This is a genomic window from Candidatus Edwardsbacteria bacterium, assembly GCA_018821925.1.
In the GTDB taxonomy this organism is placed as follows: Bacteria; Edwardsbacteria; AC1; order AC1; family EtOH8; genus UBA2226.
The window spans coordinates 1-23,924 of sequence record JAHJLF010000016.1; the positions used below are offsets into that span (position 1 = coordinate 1).

Annotated in this window: 23 protein-coding genes; 12 read left to right on the plus strand and 11 right to left on the minus strand. The window is 51.8% G+C overall.

From position 1 onward, the window contains the following. The 10 genes from speD to KJ869_01345 form a co-directional block, all read right to left on the minus strand. Window positions 1-570: adenosylmethionine decarboxylase (gene speD / locus KJ869_01300; protein ID MBU1575829.1), on the minus strand; the 570-nt coding region annotated here is incomplete at its 3' end. 346 nt (window positions 571-916) lie between these two features. After that, a complete protein-coding gene (locus KJ869_01305) occupies window positions 917-1,684 on the minus strand; it encodes a DUF3800 domain-containing protein (protein MBU1575830.1) in 768 nt (255 codons plus the stop codon). Window positions 1,685-1,717: 33 nt separating this feature from the next. Next, on the minus strand, window positions 1,718-2,359 hold the full coding sequence (locus KJ869_01310; GenBank protein ID MBU1575831.1) for an outer membrane beta-barrel protein: 642 nt from the start codon (window positions 2,357-2,359) through the stop codon (window positions 1,718-1,720). Between the two features lie 79 nt (window positions 2,360-2,438). Beyond that, window positions 2,439-3,164, minus strand: a complete 726-nt coding sequence (locus KJ869_01315; protein ID MBU1575832.1) for a SagB/ThcOx family dehydrogenase — start codon at window positions 3,162-3,164, stop codon at window positions 2,439-2,441. A 361-nt stretch (window positions 3,165-3,525) separates the two neighbouring features. Continuing rightward, window positions 3,526-3,900 carry a DUF2784 domain-containing protein gene (locus KJ869_01320; GenBank protein ID MBU1575833.1) on the minus strand — a complete coding sequence of 125 codons (375 nt, stop codon included), beginning with the start codon at window positions 3,898-3,900 and terminating at the stop codon, window positions 3,526-3,528. A gap of 704 nt (window positions 3,901-4,604) precedes the next feature. Further along, window positions 4,605-6,617, minus strand: a complete 2,013-nt coding sequence (metG, locus tag KJ869_01325) for a methionine--tRNA ligase (protein MBU1575834.1) — start codon at window positions 6,615-6,617, stop codon at window positions 4,605-4,607. Continuing rightward, a complete protein-coding gene (locus tag KJ869_01330) occupies window positions 6,614-7,405 on the minus strand; it encodes a stage 0 sporulation protein (GenBank protein ID MBU1575835.1) in 792 nt (263 codons plus the stop codon). Before KJ869_01330 ends, metG begins: the two co-directional genes overlap by 4 nt. Then, window positions 7,386-8,453 (minus strand): DNA polymerase III subunit delta', encoded by a 1,068-nt coding sequence (gene holB, locus KJ869_01335; GenBank protein ID MBU1575836.1) that lies wholly within the window; start codon window positions 8,451-8,453, stop codon window positions 7,386-7,388. Before holB ends, KJ869_01330 begins: the two co-directional genes overlap by 20 nt. Before the next feature lie 523 nt (window positions 8,454-8,976). Next, entirely contained in the window at window positions 8,977-10,743 is a 1,767-nt protein-coding gene (locus tag KJ869_01340; protein MBU1575837.1) for a penicillin-binding protein activator, read from the minus strand. 108 nt (window positions 10,744-10,851) lie between these two features. Next, a complete protein-coding gene (locus KJ869_01345; GenBank protein MBU1575838.1) occupies window positions 10,852-11,601 on the minus strand; it encodes a class I SAM-dependent methyltransferase in 750 nt (249 codons plus the stop codon). A gap of 216 nt (window positions 11,602-11,817) precedes the next feature. On the opposite strand from KJ869_01345, the gene KJ869_01350 reads away from it, so the two are divergent. From KJ869_01350 to KJ869_01395, 10 genes are all read left to right on the plus strand, one after another. Beyond that, window positions 11,818-13,452, plus strand: a complete 1,635-nt coding sequence (locus KJ869_01350) for a hypothetical protein (GenBank protein ID MBU1575839.1) — start codon at window positions 11,818-11,820, stop codon at window positions 13,450-13,452. A gap of 168 nt (window positions 13,453-13,620) precedes the next feature. After that, entirely contained in the window at window positions 13,621-14,589 is a 969-nt protein-coding gene (locus KJ869_01355; protein ID MBU1575840.1) for a DUF523 and DUF1722 domain-containing protein, read from the plus strand. A gap of 9 nt (window positions 14,590-14,598) precedes the next feature. Next, window positions 14,599-15,024, plus strand: coding sequence for a hypothetical protein (locus tag KJ869_01360; protein ID MBU1575841.1), 426 nt, complete (start codon window positions 14,599-14,601; stop codon window positions 15,022-15,024). Window positions 15,025-15,081: 57 nt separating this feature from the next. Further along, window positions 15,082-15,303, plus strand: a complete 222-nt coding sequence (locus KJ869_01365; GenBank protein MBU1575842.1) for a YggU family protein — start codon at window positions 15,082-15,084, stop codon at window positions 15,301-15,303. Next, a complete protein-coding gene (locus KJ869_01370) occupies window positions 15,300-15,830 on the plus strand; it encodes a hypothetical protein (protein ID MBU1575843.1) in 531 nt (176 codons plus the stop codon). The genes KJ869_01365 and KJ869_01370 overlap by 4 nt, the downstream gene beginning before the upstream one ends. Next, complete coding sequence (locus KJ869_01375; protein ID MBU1575844.1) at window positions 15,818-17,173, plus strand: radical SAM protein; 1,356 nt, start codon at window positions 15,818-15,820, stop codon at window positions 17,171-17,173. The genes KJ869_01370 and KJ869_01375 overlap by 13 nt, the downstream gene beginning before the upstream one ends. Window positions 17,174-17,180: 7 nt before the next feature. Then, window positions 17,181-17,684, plus strand: a complete 504-nt coding sequence (locus KJ869_01380) for a hypothetical protein (GenBank protein ID MBU1575845.1) — start codon at window positions 17,181-17,183, stop codon at window positions 17,682-17,684. Beyond that, entirely contained in the window at window positions 17,681-17,893 is a 213-nt protein-coding gene (locus KJ869_01385) for a hypothetical protein (protein ID MBU1575846.1), read from the plus strand. Before KJ869_01380 ends, KJ869_01385 begins: the two co-directional genes overlap by 4 nt. A gap of 97 nt (window positions 17,894-17,990) precedes the next feature. After that, window positions 17,991-18,761, plus strand: a complete 771-nt coding sequence (locus KJ869_01390) for an MBL fold metallo-hydrolase (protein ID MBU1575847.1) — start codon at window positions 17,991-17,993, stop codon at window positions 18,759-18,761. A gap of 262 nt (window positions 18,762-19,023) precedes the next feature. Beyond that, window positions 19,024-19,299: a zinc-ribbon domain containing protein gene (locus tag KJ869_01395; protein MBU1575848.1), complete on the plus strand. Its 276-nt coding sequence runs from the start codon at window positions 19,024-19,026 to the stop codon at window positions 19,297-19,299. A gap of 103 nt (window positions 19,300-19,402) precedes the next feature. Here the strand turns inward: KJ869_01395 and KJ869_01400 are convergent, their stop codons facing one another. Beyond that, entirely contained in the window at window positions 19,403-21,601 is a 2,199-nt protein-coding gene (locus tag KJ869_01400; protein MBU1575849.1) for a patatin-like phospholipase family protein, read from the minus strand. 94 nt (window positions 21,602-21,695) lie between these two features. Here KJ869_01400 and KJ869_01405 point away from each other — a divergent pair, with 94 nt between their 5' ends. Together KJ869_01405 and KJ869_01410 are read left to right on the plus strand one after the other, a co-directional pair. Continuing rightward, entirely contained in the window at window positions 21,696-22,775 is a 1,080-nt protein-coding gene (locus KJ869_01405) for a divergent polysaccharide deacetylase family protein (protein ID MBU1575850.1), read from the plus strand. Beyond that, window positions 22,775-23,830 carry a CapA family protein gene (locus tag KJ869_01410; protein ID MBU1575851.1) on the plus strand — a complete coding sequence of 352 codons (1,056 nt, stop codon included), beginning with the start codon at window positions 22,775-22,777 and terminating at the stop codon, window positions 23,828-23,830. Before KJ869_01405 ends, KJ869_01410 begins: the two co-directional genes overlap by 1 nt. The last annotated feature ends 94 nt before the right edge of the window (window positions 23,831-23,924 follow it).

Here is a 23,924-nt window from a genome sequence, read left to right on the forward strand (position 1 = left end):
GTGGTCTATGAAATATTTCCGGCCGGTGAGATCCCTGGTGAATCCCCGCACCCGATAGTCGATCACGGCAATATCGGAATAGAAAGCGTCCAGCAGGTAGTTCAGGGCCTTAAGCGGCGAGATCACCCCGCAGGTGGAGACGTCGATATCGGCCCGGAAGGTACTGATGCCGTTGTAGGGATGGCTCTCGGGATAGGTATGGACGGTGATGTGGCTCTTGTCCAGATGGCCCACCACCGCTTCCGACTGGATATTCTCGGCCGGGGCGTCGGGAAAATCTGGATAGTCAGTTTGTACGTGCTGTTCCGAGATCAACATGGTGACGCTGGCGCCCTGGGGATCGTAATCCTGCTGGGCGATATTCAGCACCTTGGCCCCGATGATGGAGGCCACCTCTTTGAGTATCTTGGTCAGCCGGGCGGCGTTATATTCCTCGTCGATGTATTTGATATAGTCCTCGCTGTACTTGAGCCCCTTGGCATGGCAGATATCGTACATGTTAAAACTGAGGGTCTTGGTCAGGTTGTTGAAACCGTAGAGTTTCAGTTTTTTGATGGGCTTGACCTCGATCCGGGTATCCTTGGCCCTGAAAATATTTTTTTCCTTGTATTTCACCATCTCTTTGGCCTCTGATTAAAGAATGAATTCATAAACGGGTATATTATAGAACTAATCGACCTTAATATCAATAGATAAAATTAATTAACGGGATTTATTTGATAGTGGTGGGGCGAAATTATGATGCCTGCACCTTTGCTGGATATATACTTTCCTGCTCCCAGTTAGTGAAATAAAATTTGTTTAAAATTATCTTGACAAACCAGTCCTTAAGCATTATAATGAAGTCAATCCGCTGATGCGGAGGTGGATGGCCAAGTGCTATCGGAATTGGGGCTTGCAAAAGCCCCTTTTCTTATTATATAAACTTTTTGCCATAAATCAAAGCATTTCGTTTATAATATTTTTTCTGCAAAATATCTGATATACTTTGTGCAAAAATCGTAATATTGTTCGAAATACCTTGGTCAGAGAGAATTTCATCGCGGCTGTCGTGCGCCAAAAGATCAGCAATCTGAAGACCACTTATATTATTAAGTTTGGGCTTAACCTTAAGCTCTTTGCTTGTTAAACTTTCTTGAAACTTATCAGGGGCAACGTAGTCTGTGCCTTTTTCAATAAGCCCGCGAAAAGATGCTTTTAATCTCATATCAGCTTTACCCCCTCTAGACTCAGCCATCACATCGCCCTTGCACCCTTTTTGCTCTAAAAAGAACACATATCTTTCCAATAGAACTGCCAAACAATAATGGTACGGATCATATCTCCATGTGTTGTACGTTTCTCTGTGCTTTTTTTTATCAATGCATACTGTCATTACAGTATATTGCCAGGCGTTCAATAATTTAAGAAGTTCACCATCAAAAGATGCTCTTTTCTCTGGATTTTTTAAACATTCAAACGGGGATTTGGAATTTATCATTTCTTTTCTGTGGAATATTACCGGCTCATCTGAATGATAGGTAAAATAATCACGTTTTATTTTCTCCATTTGCGGATGAATTACAAAATCAGCATGCCTTAGCTCTATGATTATTCCAGTAAGACTAAGATATCTGTGATTTGGGTTGTTTGAGCTATCTAAATCTGGGTTCCCAACTTCGTCAATATAAATCCGATACTTCATAAATAGCCATTTCGTTTAAAATACTTATTCTTCCTACCACCCCACTGCCAACCCCAGCTCCAGCGGAGTCTCGATCACCATTTGATCGAAAGTCATTAAAAACCCATAATCCAAAGTTATGCCCACCCGGCGGGTAAGGGGAAACTTTATCCCGGCGCTTATTTGGCCGAAGGGCCGATAAACGGTCTCCCCGGTTCCCGAGACCATTATGGTGTCAGTCGTGCCTGCAAAACCTCCTTCGGTGATCACCGTCAACTGCCCGACATGCGAGGCCATCACTCCCAGTCCCAATTTTAGGTTGGTGCCCATGATGGCCCGCGGTCTGATCAGCTTAAGGTACAGGCTCACCGGAACCTGCCAAGAGGCCTGGCCGGTCCAGACCAAGGTTTGTCCGCCTACCCCGGTGATCTCCGCGCTTCCAGCAGGCTGCTTGCTGAATGTCTGGTAGGAGCCGGAACCGCCAAATGCCAGCCAGTCCTTGGCCCGGTATTCCAGCCCGCCACCGGCCTGCCAGCCGCTCTCCCATAGCGAGAAGGGTTTGTCATCAAACCCGTTCTCCGCCCAGTCAGGGCTGGCGTTGCCCAGCCAGCCGAGGTTGAGGTTGACGCTCCACTGGGCCAGGGCCGCCGCCGGCACAATGGTCAGCAGCAGGATTAGGGATATGGTTTTTTTCATGATCTCCTTGTGTCATCCGTTCAAAACAGATTGTAACCGCTGCCCGGCTACAGAGTCCTGTTCCCCAATTATCTATCCCCTATGATCCATTCCCTATTTTCCCCACCGGTGCCACGTAGACCACGAACTCGTCCCTGCCGTCCAATTGGCACAGCTTATCAAACAATTTCTGGTTATAGGCCCCGATGGCGCAGGTTCCGCAGCCGATGGACTCGCAGGCCAGATAAAGGTTCTGGCAGAGGTGCCCCGAGTCCTGCAGAATGATCTTCTTAGCTTCCAGGGAGTAGCGCCACTCCGTCTTGTACGGGACCGCACTCCAGATGAATGTTACCGCGCAGTTGCCTACGAAATCCTGGCCCAGGGCCGCCTTGGTCAGTTTTTTGGGCATCGAGGCGGGGCTGAAAAGTTTCACCAATTTATGGTCCACCGGCTGATAGCGATATATTCCATTTTTCAGGCCGGCAACATTGTTGACCGCCAGGTAGGTCTCGAAGGGATGCATGCATCCGCCCGACGGCACGGTGCGGAAAGCAACCAGGTTTCCCCTCATGCTTTTGACCCCCTGGGTGGCCCACAGTAGGTACGACAACTCGTTCAAAGATAACGGATCGTCCGTGTACTTGCGGCGGCTCTTGCGGTCGCCGATACAGTCGAAGATGTCAGATTTCTTTATGACCGATTTGTCCGGCTGAGGCAGTTCAATGACCTCGGCGCCGGCGGGATATTCCTTCTGCAGCGGCCCGCGCTCGATCCCCCTGGTCTGGTCCGATATCACCTTCTCCAACTTAATGAACCCGGCCTTCATCGTCTCCCGGAACTTCAGGGTCTGCTTTTTGGATTTAACTGTGCTCTGCTCCAATTTTCCCACCCTGGCTCCGATGCCCTCGATCTGCCGCGAGATCTCCTGCAGGGCTTGCTGCTCCTTCTCCGGAGGCAGCGCCCCTGTCTTTGAGACCTCGTCCTTGATGTATCCATCCCAGCCGGACGGCAGTGATTTATAAAATTCTTCTGCCAAAGGCTGGTCGGCATTTTTTATCAGGCTGCAGAATGCCTCCTTGAGGCCCTTTTCGCTTTCCACCATGTCGCCCACCAGGGTTTTGCGTTCCAGAACCCCCAAGGCGATGATCTTTTTGATGATATCGGACATTTTTATTTTACCTCCATGTTTATGTTTTTTTTCTTTTTATTTTATAATAAAGTATAAAAGCGTATATGCAAGCATTTACCGTTAACGCCAAAATCCCAAATGCTATCTGCATGTTTCTGGTCAGCACGTCGGGATAGATAACCGGGATAATATAATGTTCAATAAAACCAGAACTGTATATTTCCCTGCCGCCTGAATATCTAAGCCAGTTTTCCAACGGCGTCAATGGGCAGATACCTCCGCTGAACTCAATTGCCGCCCCCCAGATAAACGCCGGCACATGAAACCATAAAATTTTTCTCCATTTAAAGCACAGCAAACCGCCCAATATAACAAATACGATAAAAAGAAGGTGTATCAGCACAACAATATCAGCTAATATTAAATAAGCCATTTTACACCATAATAAAAATATCAGATTTATTTTATTAGAATAATAAAATCAGCGTAAGTAGTCGCTGAAGCAGCCAATCATAGTAGCATCTAGATAGGTAAGCTGAACATTGGGGAGAGCCTGCGTGGGCAGGGATGGGTACCTGGATTCCCTCTTTCGAGGGAATGACATGCGTAGCCCGGCGTTGCAGCCAGGGGCGAAGCACTCACATCAATTTCCAAAACACAATGCCCTTTCGCAAACCCACTTCGCCGAAGTAGCCAATCGTAATATCACCTCGCTACGTAGGCTGAATGACCCTCTACCATGCTGGGTCGGATACCAAACCCAAGCTTAGCCGATGAACCGGCCAAGGCGGGTCTTAGGGGAGCGGCCACGGCCAGTGTTGCTGGCACAATCAGAATTGCATAATTGTTTTCGGCGGGTTAATAGCGTGGTCTGTTTTGAAACCGTCAGTTTGCCGTCCCCTAAAACTTCTCTTTGTAGCTTTCTCTTGGTTACAAGAGAAAGCGGAAGAACCTTTTCTGGATTCCCGTCGTCAAGGGAATGGCATGCAGGGTTATTGGTATGTTACTGTGCGAAGAAACTTCGCCCCTACGATAATATTACTCTCTCCTTACGGGCGAGGGATCAAGGGAGGGGTCGGGAGCCTTAGGTCAAAGGGCGAATCGTTCAGATTCGCCCTTTTTATATTCACGGATTATCTATCTCACTTCGCTGCCGGGATCGGTCTTCCTCTGCGGATTAAGTATCACCACCCCATCCTTATCCTGGGCCGCCAGCAGCATGCCGTGCGATTCCAGCCCCCGGATCTTGGCCGGCTTGAGATTGGCCACGATCACCACCTGCTGTCCCACCAGCGATTCCGGAGTGTACCACTGGGCGATACCGGCCAGCACCTGCCGGGTCTCCTGACCCAATTTGACCTGCAATCTCAGCAGTTTGTCGGCATTGGGAACTTTCTCGGCCGAAATGATCTCGGCGGTGCGCAGTTTTATCTTTTTGAAATAATCTATATCTATCAGATCTTCATCAACAATTTCCGATTTTTCAGTTCCTGATTCCAGTATTTTATTTTCTTCCATATTCTTTTTCCCTTCGTCTTTATTCACAGAGGTTAACGGTTGTATTAATCCAACAGAAAAACCTTTTTGTAAATTAAAATCTTTAAAGTTTACTCCTTCACCAATTTTCGGAAACAATTGCTCAACTGGACCGATCGCATGCCCTGATTTAATATGTCCCCACCTGAGGGCATTGATATTAACATCCTTGTCCTCAACGCCTAATTTTGTCAACAGTTGCCCGCATTTTTGTGGCATAACAGGCGAAAGTAATACAGCTGAAAAATGCAATACTTCTGTGGCAACATATAATATTGTGTTAATATCTTGATATTTTTTCCCTTTATGAAGTTTCCACGGTTCAGTTGCATGAATATAGCGGTTAGTAAGTTTGATTAAATATATAATAGACTCTATTGCTTTATTTGGGTCAAGGCATTCAACATGCTCTTTAACAGTTTCTACAATTCTATTTGTTTCTTCTATTAAACCTTTATGTATTTTAGATTGGATATAGCTATCATTAGGTTTACTAGGTATTTTGCCTTCACAATATGAATTAATCATTTTTAATACGCGACTGGCCAAATTCCCAAAATCATTGGCCAAGTCACTATTAATACGCATTACCAAGCTCGCTTCGGAAAATATTGAATCTGCCCCAAGTGTCATATCTCTCATCAAAAAATATCTAAATGGGTCAACGCCATATTTATCTACCAAATCCAAAGGTTTTACCACATTACCCAATGATTTTGACATTTTAGTATCACCTACCAGCCACCAACCGTGCGCCAGTATTGTCTGAGGGGTCTTGACCTTCATGGCATGGAGCATAGTAGGCCAGTAGACCGAATGGGTGGTCAGAATGTCCTTGCCCAGCAGGTGCAGGGCGGAGGGCCAGAATTCCTGATATTTTCCATCGTCCGGAGAATGGTAGCCCAGCGCCGAGATATAGTTGATCAGAGCGTCGAACCAGACATAGGTAACGTAATCATGGTCAAAGGGCAGTTCTATGCCCCAAGCCAGCCGTTTCTTGGGCCGGGAGATGCACAGGTCGTTCAGCGGTTTTTTTAAGAAGCCCAGTACTTCGTTCTTCCGGGTCTCGGGTTTGATCGTCATCCGGCCGGAGGTTATCTCGTCTATCAGCCATTGCTGGTGCTGCGACATCTTGAAGAAATAGTTCTTCTCCGTGATCTTGGACACCGGCCGCCCGCAGTCTGGGCAGTTGCCGTCCTTGATGTCCTTCTCTGTCCAGAACCTTTCGTCGGGGGTGCAGTACCAGCCGTCGTATTCGGCCGGATAGATCTGGCCCTGGTCGTAAAGCTCCTGCAGGACTTTTTTGACCACCGCCTGATGGCGGACCTCGGTGGTGCGGATGAAATCGTCGTTGGTTATCTCCAGCTTTTTCCACAGGCCAGTAAAGCGGGCGGACATCTGGTCGCAATGCTCCTGCGGGGAAACGCCCCGCTTGACCGCCGCCTCCTGCACCTTTTGGCCGTGCTCGTCCAGGCCGGTCAGAAAAAAGCTTCTATCTCCGAAAAGCCGGTGATAGCGGGTCAGCACGTCCGCCAGGATGGTGGTGTAGGCGTGCCCGATATGAGGCTCGTCATTGACGTAATAGATGGGTGTGGTTATGTAAAAATTCTTCATTTCTGCTTGATCTCCGAAAAAGGGAACCAGGCGTGGCCCTCGTCGAACTTGACGTGTATCCTCTGCTTGAAGATGTCCACCTTGTAGACGGTGCCGTCGCCCTGCGGGGTATTCACCACCGAGCCCACCTTGGGCAGGTGGCTGTAGGATTCCTCGTAAAAAGCGTCCTCATACATCAAGCAGCACATCAGGCGGCCGCACAGGCCCAGCATCTTGCTGGAGGTCATCGACATGTTCTGCTCCTTGGCCATCTTCAGGGTGACCGGCTCGAAGTTGTTCAGCCAGGCCACGCAGCACAGCTGGCGGCCGCACTGGCCGTAGCCGCCCACCCGCCGGGCCTCGTCCCGAACCCCTATCTGGCGCATCTCAATCCGGCCCTTGAACATGGTGGCCAGGTCCCGCACCAGGTTCCGGAAGTCCACCCGCTTCTCGGCGGTGAAGTAGAAGATCAGCTTGCTGCCGTCGAAGCGCGACTCCACGTCCACCAGGCTCATATGAAGTTGGTGCTTGGCCACCAGGTTCTGGCAGGCCAAATAGGCCTCCTCTTCGCGTTTGTGGTTGGTCTGCAGTTTGGCCAGATCCTCTTCGGTGGCCTTGCGCAGGACCTCCCCGGAGCGTTTCATCTTCTCGCGGAACTGAACGTTGTTGCGGACCACCGTCCCGATCTCCTCGGAGCTGTCGTAGGTGACCACCACCAACTCCTGGGGCATCAGGCTCAGCTCCTGGGGGTTGTTGTAGTATGTTCCCCGGGCCTGTTTAAAATGAACCTCAATCAGAGGTGAAGGCATCTTCCTCTCCTTGCGTTGTATTGCAGGCTGACAGCAGGCACAGCCTGGGGGTTACGTTTCGCTCCAGCGCGATCCTGGCCTTTTCAATGGCCCGGACCATCTCCGAAAGCTTCTGCTGGTCTATTCTTTTCCCGATGTCCGACAGCTCGGCCTGCCGGTCGGCATTCAGTATCTTTCCCGTTACTTTTAGATGCACCAGGTCGGCGACCACCGCCGACAGCATCTCCAGTATCCTGGCCGGGCGCCCCCGGTCCCGGGCTATCTGATCGATGGTCTCCACCATTTCCCATTGCTGGCCGTCCACCGCCGCCTTCAGCAGCTTGACGGCCAGGTCCCTTTCGGACAGCAGGTCCTGATCGGTCATCTGCAGGGCCCTTCCCAGGCTGTTGCCGGAAAGCTCGGCCAGCAGGCCGGCGGCCCGGGGATCCTGCCCGTGGTCTTTGACCAGGGACTTTATTACCTCCTCCTGCGGCAGGGGCTCGAACCGTACCTTCTGGCAGCGCGACAGAATAGTTGGCAGCAGGGCATTGGGCCGGTCGGTGGTCAGGATGAAATTGGTGGTGGGCGATGGTTCCTCCAGGATCTTCAAAAAAGCGTTGGCCGCCTCGGTGGTCATGGCCTCGACCCCGGTTATCAGCACCACCTTGCGTTTCCCTTCGTATGGCAAAAAACCCAGCCTCTCCTGCAGCTCGCGGATGTCGTCGATGGAGATGGCAATCGGCCGGCTGCCGAAATCGAAAGCCTGGTGGGGCTGAGCCTCTTTCTCCTTGAGCATCTCCGAGATCTCCTCGGCCAGTTTCCGCTTGTCGCTATCCGACGAGGGATGGGGCCGGGGGAACAGGTAGTGGAAATCGGGATGGATATAGGCCTCGGTCTTATGGCAGGAGTTGCACTGCCGGCAGGGCTGGTCGCTCTCGGACTGGCAGTTGAGGGCCATCACCAGTTCCATGGCGGCCAGTTCCTTGCCCACCCCGTCCGGCCCGTAGAACAGATAGCTCTGGGCCAGCCGGTCCTCGGTCCAAGCCTGCCGCAATATTTTCTTGGCCACGCTCTGGCCTATGAGATTATCGAAAAGCACTTGTAAAACAAAAATATTTCTTGTTTAATTATGAATACCGTTTTCACGGAAATGATAAGAATATCAAACCTGGCTTAAGGTCGCCTATGCTCTGTCGCTGAATAGAGGAGGCCGTCCGCTTACACATTATATTGGGCTTCCTCGAGTGCCATAGCTTTAGCGGAGGCACTTGGGAATTTGGCGATGTCTGAGCAAAGCGAGTTCGTCAAATTTAGGCCGACAGTTTGGGGCTACCGGGCAGAGCATCAGCGACAAGTTCTCTTTCCTACTTTCTCTTCAAAGAGAAAGTGGGAAGAATACAGTCCGGTTCCAATTTTATCTTAATGCCTGCATTTAGGAAAGGGACCCCCTGTTTTTCGAAGACAAGTTTCTTGGGAATGACAAAGCGAGATTGCTTCGTTTGCCCGGCTTCGAGGCTTCCTCGCAATGACCGCCCTGACAGGCGGTCCGGTGCGGCCCCTGTCATCCATGATCCATAAACTATTATCGGTGTTTATTCCAGCTCCTTGACCTGTTTGTTGCGGATGGTCATCAGTTTGGACTTGGGCATGGCTCCCTGACTACCGAAGGCGAACTGGCCGGAGGCCCCCTGGCTGGCGTTCTCGGCCTGGTTCAGGGCTTTTTGCAGATCCTCCCGGGTGGAGGCCCCCTTCTGCAGGGCGGCCAGCATCACCTTGGCGCCGTCATAGGCCTGGGCAGACAGCTTGGAAGGCGCCTTGCCGTAGGCCTTCTTATAGCTCTCCTCGAATTTGGCCGCGGCCTGGGCCAGGCTGGAACCGGAGGACAGGGTGGCGAAGATGGCCCCCTCCACATAGGTTCCGCCCTTGGAGGTGACCTTGGGGTCGCCCCAGCCATCGGACCCCAGCAGCTGCACCTTCAGTTGATTGTAGACCAGCTGCGGCGCGATCATGATGATGTCATTGGGCGTGGTCGGTATGAACACCGCTTGGACTTTTCCGGCCTTCAGGGTCTCGGCCTGGGCCTTGAAGTCGGTGGTGCCCGGTTCGTAAGAGACCGAGACCGCCACCCTGGCCCCCAGGTTCTTGGCCTGTTGAACGAAGGCTTCGGCCACCGCCGCCCAGCCGGGATCGTTGGGATACATCACCCCCAGCGTTTTCATTCCCAGCTTATTCACCGCGCAATCGGCCAGGGCCGCCCCCTGCCAACTGATGCTCTGACTCAGCTGGAATATATACGGCCCCAGAGTGGAGATCCTCTCCTCCGAGGCGGTGGGCGACAAAAACGGCACGTTCTTGAGGTTGGCAATTCCGGCCGCCGCGCTGGTGGGCCCGGACAGCACCTCGCCGATGATCCCGATTACCTGGCTGGTGTCGCTCAGCCGAATGGTGGCCTTGATGGCGTCGATGATGTCGCCCTTGGTGTCTTCAATGATCAGCTTGATCTTATTGGTGGTGGTCTTGTTATATTCGGTAAAAGCCATGTTCACCCCCTCTTTGACCGCGGTGCCGTACTCGCCGTACCGACCGCTTAAGGGGACGATCAGGCCCACCTTGCGCCCGACATCGCCCACCGGCACCACCGGCTTATTGTCCTTGAGTGATGCCAGAACCGGTTTGGCCAGTCCAGCCTCCTGGCTGGCGGGGTATTTTTTAACGATCTCCTGCAGTATCTTGATAGCTTCGCTGTTGTTCTTGGCGTCCAGCTCCTTCTGGGCCAGCTTCAGCCCCAGGGCCGGGGCCATCTCGGATTCGGGATATTTTCGGAAAAGTATCCGCAGCTGCCCGTCGGTAAGCCTCTCCTCGATCATGGCGGAAAGCGGCAGCAGCAGGGCCTCGCGCTCGTCCCCGGTCCTGGCGGCCTCCAGCCCCTCGATATACTGCTGCCCGGCTTTCAGGTGATCCTGGCTGGTGAAATAGCAGTCGCCCAGCAGTTTCTTGGTCATGGGATATTCCTTGGACTGGGGATATTTTTCGGCCAGCATCCAGCCGTTCTTCAGGGCCAGGTCCAGCTCGTTAAGATCGTAGCGGCTCTTGGCCGAAAGATATATGGCCTCGGGGACATAATTTGAGCCGGGATATTTGGCCAGCATCTCCTGGGTGGCCCCGATGGCTTCCCTGGGTTTGTGTTCCGCGTAAAGACTCCGGGCTTTTTTTATGAAGTCCTCGGCTCCGGCGTCCTGGTCGTTGACCTGAACCGTTTTGGCATCATCCTTCTTGACCGGCTTCTTGTCCACCGCCGGCTGCAGGGTAGCGCAGGATACGGTAAAGGCCAATAAAATTAATAAATAAAATCTCCTCATCTTCATCTCCGTAAAATATATGTTCGTCTCTATTCTGTTTTAAAAAATACCCTTGTAAGTATAACAGCCCTTTATTTTTATGTCAACATCAAAAGACCGGCGAAAGGTCTACATTTTCCTGCCGATGGCCCAATGCACCGGCATTATCATCCCTCTGTCGTCAGTCATTATTTCCATTGACTCCAGAGCCTCCCTCGGATATCCCAGTTTATGCAACAAATTCCACTCCTGCCGGAACAATTCGGGATTCTGTTCAAATGTTATCTTATCATTTACCGATCCCACGATTGTTTTAAGCCCGACCTTAGCAAAGATGCTCCCCAGCTTTTTGCCGATATCCGGATCAGCTCCTTTTTTCGCCAGATCGGTCATCAGGAATTCCTTGATGGATGGATGGCTGCCGGGAAAATCCTGCCGCGCCGAGTAATCGGGTTCGGCCAAGACCGCCAATTTCCCGCCCTTTTTAAGGACTCTCCGGCATTCATTGCATACGACATCGGGATGCCTGGCCCACAGCCAAAAATAATGAGTGACTATCAGGTCAACTGATTCATCGCCAAAGGGAAGTTTTTCGGCATCGCCGGCCAGCCATACCGGTTTTACTTTATCTGAGATTTTATTTTGGGCAAAGTCCAGGGCCGATGTGTCGCTATCCAACCCATAGATTGTCGAATCGGTGCGGCCAGCCAGCTCTCCGGCGATCACCCCGGTGCCGGAGCCGATCTCCAAAATGTTCTTACACCGGGCGATCTCAAGCCGACGGTAAAGGTAAAGTCTCAAGGCCCGGGTCCATTCCGCCTGCCGGACGTAGCGCTGGTGCCACCAAGCCAGATCTTGGGGGTTTAAATTTCTTGACAAACCAATATCCATATAATATCATGTTTTAGTAATTGAGGAGGCCCGAATGGTCATCGCGAGATCGCCTTGATTTTTCGGCCGCCGAATTCGGTCCATAGATTGCTTCGTAAGACTGGCCTTGGGGTTAAACTCGCAATAACTGGAACCAACCTTATAGTTTCAGTATTGATTATACCAAAAAACCAGCCAACATCAAATTAAAAGAGCGGATATAAAATGAGAAAAATAATAGTTTTATCATTGCTGGCCCTGGCGGCATTGGCCGGGCCGGGTCTGGCTCAGGACTACAGCTTCACCCTGCCGCGCAACACCTCCTGGCTGGTGATAACCCCTGCCGGCCAGGCCGACCTTTATTATGAACTGACCTTCATTTGCGACCCGGGCGCCCACCCCATAGACATCGTGGATATCGGAATGCCCAACGGCAGTTATCAGATTAACGGCGCCATGGCTCGGATCGGCCAGACCGAGCTGGACGATATCCGGGTCTCGGAATACGTCAAGCCTTACGGGGTGGAGGTCCACCTGGGCAAAAAAACCATCCGACCCGGCGACTCGGCCACGCTGTTCTTCAACATCCATCTGGAAAAGCTGCTGTATCGCGATTCAAAGGACCGGGACTATGTCTCCTTTGAATTTTCCCCCACTTGGTACGGCTCCAAATATGTCAGCGGCTCCACCCGCCTGGAATGCAATTTTTCTTTTCCGCCCGGCATGGGCCCGGATGAGCCCCGCTATCATCAAAAACAGTTCACCGAAGCATGGCTGGATACCGTTGAGAACGCCGTGGTCTACCGCTGGGTGCTGGGCAGCGCCGACCCCGACCGGCAGTACACCTTCGGAGCCTCGTTCCCGGCCAAGTATGTGCCCAAGGGGGCGGTCAAACAGCCGGCTCCTTTCTGGCAGAAGATGATCGGCGGTATCTTTGGTTTCATTGTCGGCATCTTCAAATTCTTCTTCAGCACCATCGTCTTCTGGATATTCGGAATAGCAATATTCTTCGGTGTCCGCCAGCAGAAAACCCGCCGTATGAAATACCTGCCGCCGGAGGTTTCCATCGAGGGGGTGGGCATCAAACGGGGCTTGACCGCGCCCGAGGCCGGCATCATCCTGGAGATGCCGCTGGACAAGGTGCTGAGCATGGTGCTGTTCGGGTTGATTAAAAAAGAAGCGGTGGAGGTTACCGACCGCGAACCCAAACTGCGGATAAAGGTTCTTAAGCCCGAACTGGCCGCCCTGCCCTATGAGAAGAGTTTTCTGGAGGCCCTGGACAAATACGGCCTGCCGGATGAGATCAAACTGCGGGAGGTGGCCATCAAATTAATCAAGGATGTCAACGACAAGATGAAGGGGTTCTCCCGCAAGGACACCGCCGCCTATTACCGCGGCATCATCGCCAAGGCCTGGAAGCAGGTGCAGGACGCCCAGACACCGGAATTGAAGAGCCAGCCCCTGGAGGATCAGTTCGACTGGATGATGATGGACGGCGATTACAAGAACCGCATGACCCAGCATTACGGCACCGGAGATGTGTTTCTGCCACTCTGGTGGGGCCGGTCGGGATACGGTTATCATTACGGCGGCGGGGGTACCACCGTAAAGACTTCGGGCGGAACGGGGGTGCAGATGCCCAAACTGCCAGGCGCCGATTTCGCCAACAAGGTCACCACCGGGGTGGAAAGTATGTCCGCCGGCTTGGTAAGCAAGCTGGACAGTTTTACCGGGGGCGTGACAAACAAGACCAATCCCGTCCCGGTTTCATCGGGCGGTCGGAGTTCCGGGGGCGGGGGCTGCGCCTGTGCCTGCGCCTGTGCCGGATGCGCCTGCGCTTGCGCCGGCGGAGGAAGATAGAATAGATATTAGATTATGGGAACTGTGTGTTGTAGGGGCGAAGTCCCTTCGCCCTTGGCTGCAACGACTGACCATACATGTCATTCCCTCGAAGGAGGGAATCCAAAAGAGGACAGAGATGATTTTTTATTGCCGTCATCCCATAAAAATATAATTTGAATAACATTTATGAAAAAACCCCATAGGCCTGTCGTCGTAATCAGCAAGTGCCTGACCTTTGCCGCCTGCCGTTATAACAGCCTGATGGTAGGCTCCGAAACGGTCGAAGCCCTGAAAAAGCACGTGGACTTCATCCCGATCTGCCCGGAGATGGAGATCGGGCTGGGCATTCCCCGCCAGCCAATTCGGGTGATTGAAAGCAAGGACGAAACCCGGCTGGTCCAGCCATCCAGCGGCCTGGATGTCACCAAAAAAATGCAGGCTTTCAGTCAGAAGTTTCTGAATAATTTAAAAGAAGCCGATGGCTTCCTGCTCAAGAGCCGCTCGCCCTCATGCGGGATCAAAGATGTCAAATTCTATGCCGGGCCGGAGCAATCGGTGCCTCTGGGCAAGGCCCAGGGTTTCTTCGGGAAAGCGGTGCTGGAAAAATTTCCCGAAGCCGCCATCGAGGATGAGGCCCGGCTTGATAATTTTTCCGTCCGGGAGCATTTCTTCACCAAGCTGTTCGCCCTGGCTGACCTGAGAAGAGTTATCAATTCCGGAGAGATGAAAGAGTTGGTGGCCTTCCACTCCCGGAATAAATATCTGCTGATGGCCTACAGCCAGGCCAAACTGAAGATTTTGGGCCGCATCGTAGCCAATCATGAAAATAAATATTTTATCGACCTGACAGAGGACTACAGGGTCGAATTCTCGGCCGCCCTGGCCCACGCACCCAAACATACCTCGCACATCAACGCGCTGATGCACACCCTGGGGTATTTTTCGGATAAGATCTCCTCCGGCGAGAAACAATATTTTCTGGATTCCCTGCAAGACTACCGCAACGGCAAGCTGCCGTTAAGCGTGCCCCAGAGCCTGATCCGGTCGTGGATAGTGCGGTTCAATGAGGAATACCTGAAGGACCAGACCTTTTTCCGGCCGTTTCCCGAGGAGCTGACAGAGATAGCCGATTCGGGAAAAAGAAGAAAATATTAGGAGGCACTGATGGACAATAACCCGCTGACCCAACAACAGAATAACCTGAACATCGTCTACTGGGCAATGGCCGCCGAGCCGGTGATCCTGGCTCTGATCGCGATATTCCTGAAATCCCGGAATGCTGTGGGAAATTTTCTCTCCCCGGCTTCGGATGAACCGGTGATGGTGGCCTTTATCGCAATTTCCTCCATCTTCGTCTGGCTCAGCTTCAGGTTCGCCTCCGGCCGGAATTTGCTGCCCAAAGCCATGACCGCCCGGGCCAATCCCCAGGGGTTCCGGCTGGTGGCCTTGGGTCTGGCCATTGCCCCGGGGATCTTAGGGTTTGTCCATTACCTGTTCTTCGGAAACCTGCTGTTCCTGCTGATCCTTAACGGCGGCGCGGTGGGCCTGGCCATTAAGCATATCACACAATTCAACGAAGGGAATTGTTAGACCTCCCCCGCCCCCTCCTTGATCAAGGAGGGGATTTAGGGGTGGTTTAAAACTATTATGCTCATCAATCTCAAAATAATCCCCAATGCCAAACAGGCCAAGATCATTTCCGAGGGCGACGGCTACAAGGTCTACATCCCGGCCCCGGCGGTGGATGGCAAAGCGAACGCATATCTGGTAAAATTTCTGGCGGAACATTTCAAGGTGCGTAAAAGCGCCGTCACCCTGGTCCGCGGCGAGACCAACCGTCATAAGGTGGTGGAGATAACCGGCCTATGAATAATAAAAATATATTAAGAGCATCCCGCTGGCTTGTGGCGGTCCTGTTTCTGCTCGATCTTCTGGCCGTACTGGTCTTATCGTTCATCATCACTTTGAATATTCTGCCGTTGACCGTATTGGGCTCGTTTCTCCTGCTGTTGGTCTCCTTCTCTCTGGCCATGTTGTTCCGTCAGACCATCGTTCCCTCCTGGCTGGAAAAAAGCGGAGACCACGTCATTATCCACTGGAATAACTGGAAGCTTTCGGGCAGGCTCCTCTCGGCCGGGTTTCAGGGAAAACGCAAACTGCTGCTGGAAGTTAGCGATATCAACCTGATGTTGACTCCGGTCGGCCCCATGATGGGCCTGGCCGGCATGATGATAAAACCGCTTCTGGGACTGGTGCTTCCGGATTTCCTGGCCCAGAGCTATTACTTTAAAAAAGAATCCCTGCTGAAAAAAATACGCTCCGGCGATAATCATTATACGCTTATTTTCCCGGTGATCCTGCTGGGAAAAAGAAAGGTGAAGAAATGGCTTGGTTGAAAAATTTATTTTCCAGAGAAAAGCCGCTTCGCCCCGGCCTGTTCCAATACCGGGGACAGGAGGGCGAGACAAACTTCCGGCTGCATCTCCGCATTGAGCCCGATGCCCGGGGGGTGCTGGTTATTAATGCCTCGCGGATACTGCATTTGAACCAGACCGCTGCCGAGATGGCCAAGCACATCATTGAGGGAGATGAAACCGTTCAGGCGGTTAAGCAGTTGCTTAAAAGGTACCGCGGGGTCAAGGCCGATCAATTGAAACAGGATTACGATTCTCTGAAGGAGAAGATATTCACCCTGGCCCGGACCGACGACATCTGTCCGGTCACCTATATGGACATCAACCGCATCGAACCGTTCGAGACGCCGGTCTCGGCGCCCTACCGGATGGACCTGGCCCTGACCTATAAATGCGACAATGCCTGCGGCCACTGCTACCTGCCCAAGGACCGCCAACCGGCAGAACTGAATACAGACCAGTGGAAACAGGTCATAAAGAAGATCTGGGAGATCGGCATTCCCCATGTCTGCTTCACCGGCGGCGAGGCCACTTTAAGGCCCGATCTGGTGGACCTGATCGCCTACGCCGAGGAGACCGGCCTGGTCACCGGCCTGTTGACCAACGGCCGAAATTTGAAAAACAACGACCTGGTAAAAAGAATGGTCGAATCCGGGCTGGATCATTTCCAGATAACTTTGGAATCGCACGATGCCGGTATCCACGACAAAATGGTGGGGGCCTCCGGCTCCTGGCAGGACACCGTCCTGGGCATCAAGAACGCGGTGGCTACGCCGGTATACACCATCACCAACACCACGCTGACCCGGCTGAATGCCGACAAGATAGAAGCCACAATGGAATTCATCAAATCGCTGGGCGTGGCCGCCATGGCCTGCAACGGGCTGATCTACGCCGGGCAGGGCGCCACCTGCGGCATCGGCTTCAAGGAGGAAGAACTAAAACCCCTAATGGAGCGCATCCGCCAAAAGGCGCAGGAACTGGAACTGCGGCTGATCTGGTACACGCCCACCCAGTATTGCCAGCTGGACCCGGTAAACATGGAACTGGGGGTTAAGACCTGCACCGCCGCCAAGTACAACATGTGCCTGGAGCCGGACGGCTCGGTGATCCCCTGCCAGAGCTATTTCGCTTCGCTGGGAAATATATTGACCAACCCCTGGGAGAAGATATGGAACGCCCAGCCGGCAGTTGATTTGAGAAAGAAAGCCTATTTGCAGGAGAAATGCCAGGAATGCGATAAACTGCCGCTGTGCGGCGGCGGCTGCCCCATTTACAACCAGCAGCAGGAAGTGCTGTGCACCGACAGCAAATCGAACGGGTGAGAATAAAATGAAGATTAAATTAATAACAGGATTATCAAAAGAACAATGTATTGCAAATTTAGGCAATGCTTTTTCAAAAGAAAATTCAGAAATTATTGGGAAAATTAGTGATGATAATATAACCATCAAAAGGAAAGAAAACTACCAAAGCGGTTTTATACCAATCAATAATCATGCTTACATACCGATATTTAAAGGAAAGCTGTTTAGAAGCAAACAAGGCACCTTAATTGAAGGTGGTTTTAAGTATAAACCATCAATCAATTATTATGCCTCTTTATTTATCGCAATTGTGGTAGGCGCAATTTGGTTTATATTGGGTTTAATTTCATTGATTTTCAATGACAATGAAATTCTCCCGGTTTTAACCAGTAAGCTCACAGCAATAATGATACCAATATTGTTATGGACCGTCATTTTCTATACAAATAAATTAGCAAAAGCAGATAAGATATTTGTAATTGATATATTGGTCAATCTTTTAAATGCCAAACAGGAAGGTCTTAAATGAAATTAAAGAACAGCTCTCTTTACTACTGGCTGGCCAATATCATGTGCCTCATCAGCGCCGCGTACTTCTTTTGGAAGGTCCTGCCCTGCATCACCACCTCCAAGGAGATCGTCTTCGCCACGGTTTGCATTTTGACCATGGTCGCCAGCGGCATCTGCTTTGTTCTGTATACCGATGCCAAAAAGAGCGAACAAAGCAATAATAAATGACGTTTTGATTGTCATTCCGGACTTGATCCGGAATCCAGGAAAATCTGTCTTTCTGGATTCCTGCTGAAGCCTGCACAGAATGCAATGAAACGCAGGAATGACTATTCATTTCGTAGTTAATCATTTAGAAGAAACCAAAATGAAAACTTATTTCGCTTTTCTTTTGTCGTTTTTCCTGCTTCCCCTGACCGCCGCTCATGCCCAACAATCCTTCGAAACAGACACCTTCGACTTGGGCCAAAAGAAACTGGTCATCCACTTCATCGGCCACGGCACCCTGATGCTGGACTACGATGGGCTGATCATCCATGTCGATCCGGTGGGCCGTTACGCCGATTACACCCAATTGCCCAAAGCGGACATAATCCTCATTACCCACCAGCACCAGGACCACCTCGACAAGGAGGCCATCGCTAAGATCCTATCGGCTAAAACGCGTATTATTTTAAACAGGGCTTCTTGCGACATCTTGGGCTTCGGCAAAGCTATGGCCAACGGCGATACCATCACCATAAAAGACGTTAAGATAACCGCCGTTCCGGCCTACAATACCACCAAGGGGCGGGACAAGTTTCACCCCAAGGGCCGGGATAACGGTTATGTGCTGGAGATCGGCGAGAAAAAGATATATATCGCCGGCGATACCGAGGACATCCCGGAGATGAAACAACTGAAAAATATCGACATCGCCTTTCTGCCCATGAACCAGCCCTACACCATGACCGCCAAACAACTAGTAAACGCTGTGAAAGTGATAAAACCGCGTATCGTCTATCCCTACCACTACGCTGACAGCGATCTCTCAGCCCTGCCCCAGCTCCTGAAGGGGATCAAGGGAACGGAGCTGCGCATCCGGCGGATGAACTGACTTTTAATCTATTGATATACAATCACGCAGGTCCCCTCCTTGATCAAGGAGGAGATACAGGGGCGGTCTGATTCTGGCCATATTAATGGCTATAAAAATATTTTAAAATATTTTAAAATAACACTTGACAAACTATCGGCATTATGATACACTGCTCAATAGTAAAACAACCCAAGCGTCCGGAAGAACCAATTCCCCGTGTCAGTTGTTAAATTGACCAGGGGCTTTTTTTCGGGCAAAAACACAAAATCCAAGGAGAAACATGAGTTTCACGGACAAGACCCTATCCTGCAAAGAGTGCGGGAAACCATTCACTTTCACTGCCGGCGAGCAGGAATTCTATCAACAGAAGGGCTTCCAGAATGAGCCCCAGCGCTGCCCGGATTGCCGCTCGGCCAAAAAGACCGAGAGACGCGGGCCCCGCCAGATGTTCAAAGTGACCTGCGCCGACTGCGGACAGGACACCGAAGTTCCCTTCAAGCCCACAGGCGATCGTCCGGTCTATTGTTCAGACTGCTTTGCCAAGAACCGCGCCTAAGCTTCTAACACCGTCATTCTAAATTTGCAAGATATAGATGATAGGACAAAACCTCCCGGGAGACCGGGAGGTTTCTTTTTTTGCTTAATCCGACCTTTGGGGCCTAGAAATTATGCCCCAACCGGAGGTGGGTCAGAAAGCTATGCCGGCTGCCGCCCATCAGCTCCAGCCTGACAGGACCCACCGGAGTCAAAATGCCGGCCCCAAAACTTACCCCGCTCACCAGGCCCTGTTTGGTGAACTGGTCCTTCCAATACCCGTCGCCGGCCTTGGCGATATTCCAGCTTATGGTGACGAACCTGCCGGACGAGATCTCATATTGCGCCCCGATCCCCAGGCCCATGACATTGCTGCCGTTAAGCTCCATGGGCTTCAGCCCGGCCAGGGAGATGACCCCCTGCCGTTGGTCCAATCCTCCCAGATAGAAGCGGTAATGAGTGGGGATCTCCCGGCCGGAGACATTGCCCCAAAAAGTCTCCTGGCTGAGCGATAATTTTTTATTCACCGGAAAGCGTCCCTGCCACAGGCCGGACTTCTTGTAAAAATCGGCCCTCCCCCCGAATTGCCGGTTGGCCAGGGTATTGCTCAATGTCAGTTTTTGCCCCCTGGTCGGGAACTCGCTCCGATCATAGGTATCCATGTCTAACGAAAGGCCGATGATTAGGTGATGTTCCTTGGTGCCGACAAATCCCACCGGGGCGATATCCGGCGACGACCGGAAATACTCCATTTTTATGCTTCCGCCCAGCTCCAGCATTTTGGAATAGATGGATCCTAAAAAGATCTCACCCCGGGCCATTCTGCAATTCAGGCTGGCCCAGCGCTGCTCATGTTGGTATAGATAAACCGGGAACTGAACGAAACCCAGGCTGAGCCGGGCTCCGATGCCGCCTCCGATGCCGGCATGGATGGACTCTGATAGCTTGAATTCCGGACTGTTGCCCAGACGCAGGTCCGCTACCAAAAGCGAGCTGTGCCCCAGCAGGTTCCTAAGATTGAACCCGGCCAGGATCTCGGCGTTGGTATTGCTGTCGTATCTGAATCCCAGCCCTAGTAGGTGATGCTCCTTTTCTATGACTTTGACTTTTAGACCCACTCCGGCACCATCCGGCACCATCCGATAGGTGACCCTTTCAAAGAACTGCGTGCTGTAAACCCTCTCAATTGCCCGGTCCAGCTCGTCCGCCGAAAGCCATCCGGCGCCATTCAGGTTCATTTCATCCAGAACCAGTTTTTTGGAAACATTGCTTAAGCCCTCAACCTCGATATTTACCACGTAAAGGGATTCCGTCCTGGCCGGGGTCATTCTTGTTTCCTGTCTGCGTCTCAAGCCCAGGGAGTCTATCATCCTCTCCAGCTCCGATCGGGACTTTCGGGCGGCTTCCTCGCCTTTATTAATGATCTCTCCGATCCGGCTGAAACTGGCCGAAGTGTACTGGGACAATTCCGGGATTATCAGGGCCTGGCATAACAGGCGCTGTTTTTCCACCGAGGCAAAACCCTGGAAGCTTATGGTTTGATCCAGTACCTCTATCAACGATCCCAGTTTATCCTGGGAGCGAAGTAAAACGCTGACATCTACTCCCAACAGCACTTCGGCTCCCATGGCTTTGGCCTGACTGGCCGGGAGGTTATCGACGATGCCTCCGTCGATCAGCAGTTGCTCTCCAATGCGCATGGGAACAAATATCGTCGGCAGGGACATGCTGGCCCTTACGGCCTCGGGCAGGGATCCCCGGTCCAATATCACCGGCTGTCCGGTCTCCAGGTCGGTGGCCAGGCAGCAGAAGGGGGTCGGCAATTTATTGAAATCATCAATCCGGTTAGCCGGCCAGGTAAGCCGAGCTAACAGGGCCTGCAGTTTCTGACCCGAGATCAGGCCAGAAGGCATGGTCACTCTGCCCTTTCTTATTGGGAAGATGAGGGCATAAATACCGTGCCGGGACTTCTCTCCCTTAGACAGATACCTTCGGGAGGCGGCATCATCAAACAGCTCCGCCCAGTTCTGTCCTAGGGCTATCTGTTCTATCTGGGCCGGGCTGTATCCTATGGCATACAGGGAGCCGATAATGGCCCCCATGCTTGTTCCGGCAATGTAGTCCACTTGCAGGCCGGTCTCCTCAATGACCTTGAGCGCCCCGATATGGGCGAAGCCCTTGGCCCCGCCGCCGGACAGTACCAGGCCCACTTTGGGACGGCACTCCGCCTCGTCCCCCGCGGCACCAACCGTTGCCGCCATCAGAACGGCCATGGCCGACAGGCAGATACGGACCAGATGAAAAGATCTTGTTTTTTTATTCATGTTTTCAATGATACCAAAAATTGGGCGGCATTCCAAGCCAAATATTTTACCCCTTGCTAAAATATTTACTGTAAGGTAAAATGATACCTAATATATGCCTAGAAACAGAAAGAAAAAAAGATCCAATCTATGGATTGTGCCGGCGGCGGCGCTGGTTCTTCTGGCGGCCTTCGGTCTGCGCCATTTTGTCGGCCGGCCTCAAAAGCCCGTCTTGCCGGAAATCCCCAAAAGCCAGGCCTTCCGCCCCGCCACTGGGGATATTCAAAGCCTGCTGGGAACCCTGACGGACCAGGGTTTTACTGTCCGGGCACTAAGCCCGGGAGCCGACAGCTCCCGTAATTTTCTGATCTACATCCCTCCGGGATATCCCCTGATCCAGGCCAATTTAATGATAAACCGGCTAGCCCTTTCCCAAAATTATACCCCGGTCAGATCGCTGGAGAACAGAAAGAAGCAACGGCTGGATCTGGCCTTTCTTTCCCGGGATTCCCTGGGCCTTAATATAACCGTTCTCAAAAAAAGAGCCCCGGCTGAAAACATCTCTAATCTACCTAAGATCGCCCTGGTTCTTTATTTTTGGCCTCCAGAGAAACCCTCCCTTTCCGGGCAATTCGATAAAATAGCAGCCATCAAAACGGTTATAATAAAAGGCAGCTACCGATCCAAGGACAGGGAGGCCATCTGTACGGTGACCTTGGAGCCGAAGGGCTATCCCAGGAATGACCCCGGTCCCGGCACTATTTTAGTGGACGATCCTTCGGGAAAAATAAAAAACAAGCTGGACGATGCCGCGACTGCGGCCGATGAGCCTGCCGGGTTGTACCTCTGGCAGGGATCCCGGGCAGTTGAGGATGCCAGGATCACGGATATGATCACCTCCTATTGCAGCCGCAATCAGCTCATCCTTATCGAGCCTTACCCCTCGGCCCAATCCCTGGTAAAAAAATCCGCCGGGGCCAATTCCTGCTCTTATATTACACCGGACTTGGTAATTGACACCCAAGCTTCCGCTAATAGCTGCCTATCCCAGCTGAAAAATCAACTTGCCAAAACCAAGGCCAGATCGCTTATTCTGATCCCGGCCACCGAGAACGGCTTGAAAGCCCTTAATAAGGTCCTCACCACGGAAACCGCTTCCCATTACGAGTTCGTGGCCGTTTCAGGGATGATGTAATGAAAATAAATTTAGCACCCTGGTTGTGGCTTTTTTTGCTGTGGCCGCCAGTCATCAAGGCAGAAGATATTCCGCCAAAAAGGTGGGAGATAATAGCCGTCGGAGATATTATGCTGGGCCGGGGGGTATCAAAAGCAATTGAACGACATGGCCCCGGCTACCCCTTGGCTAGGATGATGCTGGTTACCGACTCCTGCCAGGTGCTGTGCGGCAATCTGGAATCGGTCATCAGTTCAGAGGAATTCAAAAGCCAAAGCCCCTATCGTTTTAAAGCCGACCCGGTTGTGGCCGCCAATATTTTGAAGCAGAACGGCTTCGGCTTTTTATCGGTTGCCAACAATCATGCCTACGACTGCGGACCAAGCGGCCTGGAGGAATCACTTGGAATTTTGGATTCATTAATGATCCCCTATAGCGGGGTACTGGAGATACCTAAAAGCCCGGGGAGCGACAGCAGCGCTGATTCATCGGCGATGAAAACAATATGCCGGCCGGCTTATCTGAAAATAGGCGACATACGGATCTGTTTTCTGGCTTTCTGCCAGCCTTATTTGCTGAACCCAAATAACGAGAACAATATTATCGCCCCGGCCGATTCCGCAACGATTTATAATTCAATACGGGCGGTCAAAGATTCTTGCCAGGTGGTCATCACTTCCTTTCATTGGGGCTTTGAGTATCAGCAGCAACCATCCAAGGCTCAGAAGTATCTGGGCCGGCTGGCCATCAGGGCCGGCGCCGGAATAGTCTTGGGGCACCATCCTCATGTTCTGCAGGGGGTTGAGCTTTATAGGGGTGGGGTGATTGCTTATAGCCTGGGGAATTTCATATTTGACCAGAGGGATTCTTTGGCCAACCAGAGCGCCGTTCTGCATATGATAATGAAAGGCTCCCGGTTGGATTCTTTATGGCTGGAGCCCATAGAAATAACGGCAAAACGTCCGACGATCTTGAATAAAGCCAAGCTCACTCAATTCAAGGACTTGATCGATGGATTGAATCTGAAGTTTAAAACCAAGTCCCGAATAATAAAGGATAGGCTCTATCTGTTCTAACGGTAGCATGGATATTTTAAAGGCTGGAAATACTTTTCCAGCCTTTTTCTTTTAAATGGTAACTATATAAATTCTGTTGTCAAAAAAACATGGC

Excerpts from the sequence above, each read along its gene's own strand:
- KJ869_01310 (MBU1575831.1), bottom strand. The coding sequence starts at position 2,359 with ATGAAAAAAACCATATCCCTAATCCTGCTGCTGACCATTGTGCCGGCG.
- KJ869_01340 (MBU1575837.1), bottom strand. The coding sequence starts at position 10,743 with ATGAGGAGATTTTATTTATTAATTTTATTGGCCTTTACCGTATCCTGC.
- KJ869_01380 (MBU1575845.1), top strand. The coding sequence starts at position 17,181 with ATGAAGATTAAATTAATAACAGGATTATCAAAAGAACAATGTATTGCA.
- KJ869_01390 (MBU1575847.1), top strand. The coding sequence starts at position 17,991 with ATGACTATTCATTTCGTAGTTAATCATTTAGAAGAAACCAAAATGAAA.
- KJ869_01365 (MBU1575842.1), top strand. The coding sequence starts at position 15,082 with ATGCTCATCAATCTCAAAATAATCCCCAATGCCAAACAGGCCAAGATC.
- KJ869_01350 (MBU1575839.1), top strand. The coding sequence starts at position 11,818 with ATGAGAAAAATAATAGTTTTATCATTGCTGGCCCTGGCGGCATTGGCC.
- metG (MBU1575834.1), bottom strand. The coding sequence starts at position 6,617 with ATGAAGAATTTTTACATAACCACACCCATCTATTACGTCAATGACGAG.
- KJ869_01360 (MBU1575841.1), top strand. The coding sequence starts at position 14,599 with ATGGACAATAACCCGCTGACCCAACAACAGAATAACCTGAACATCGTC.
- KJ869_01370 (MBU1575843.1), top strand. The coding sequence starts at position 15,300 with ATGAATAATAAAAATATATTAAGAGCATCCCGCTGGCTTGTGGCGGTC.
- KJ869_01375 (MBU1575844.1), top strand. The coding sequence starts at position 15,818 with ATGGCTTGGTTGAAAAATTTATTTTCCAGAGAAAAGCCGCTTCGCCCC.
- KJ869_01305 (MBU1575830.1), bottom strand. The coding sequence starts at position 1,684 with ATGAAGTATCGGATTTATATTGACGAAGTTGGGAACCCAGATTTAGAT.
- KJ869_01410 (MBU1575851.1), top strand. The coding sequence starts at position 22,775 with ATGAAAATAAATTTAGCACCCTGGTTGTGGCTTTTTTTGCTGTGGCCG.
- KJ869_01400 (MBU1575849.1), bottom strand. The coding sequence starts at position 21,601 with ATGAATAAAAAAACAAGATCTTTTCATCTGGTCCGTATCTGCCTGTCG.
- KJ869_01330 (MBU1575835.1), bottom strand. The coding sequence starts at position 7,405 with ATGCCTTCACCTCTGATTGAGGTTCATTTTAAACAGGCCCGGGGAACA.
- KJ869_01405 (MBU1575850.1), top strand. The coding sequence starts at position 21,696 with ATGCCTAGAAACAGAAAGAAAAAAAGATCCAATCTATGGATTGTGCCG.
- KJ869_01320 (MBU1575833.1), bottom strand. The coding sequence starts at position 3,900 with ATGGCTTATTTAATATTAGCTGATATTGTTGTGCTGATACACCTTCTT.
- KJ869_01385 (MBU1575846.1), top strand. The coding sequence starts at position 17,681 with ATGAAATTAAAGAACAGCTCTCTTTACTACTGGCTGGCCAATATCATG.
- KJ869_01315 (MBU1575832.1), bottom strand. The coding sequence starts at position 3,164 with ATGAAGGCCGGGTTCATTAAGTTGGAGAAGGTGATATCGGACCAGACC.
- KJ869_01355 (MBU1575840.1), top strand. The coding sequence starts at position 13,621 with ATGAAAAAACCCCATAGGCCTGTCGTCGTAATCAGCAAGTGCCTGACC.
- KJ869_01395 (MBU1575848.1), top strand. The coding sequence starts at position 19,024 with ATGAGTTTCACGGACAAGACCCTATCCTGCAAAGAGTGCGGGAAACCA.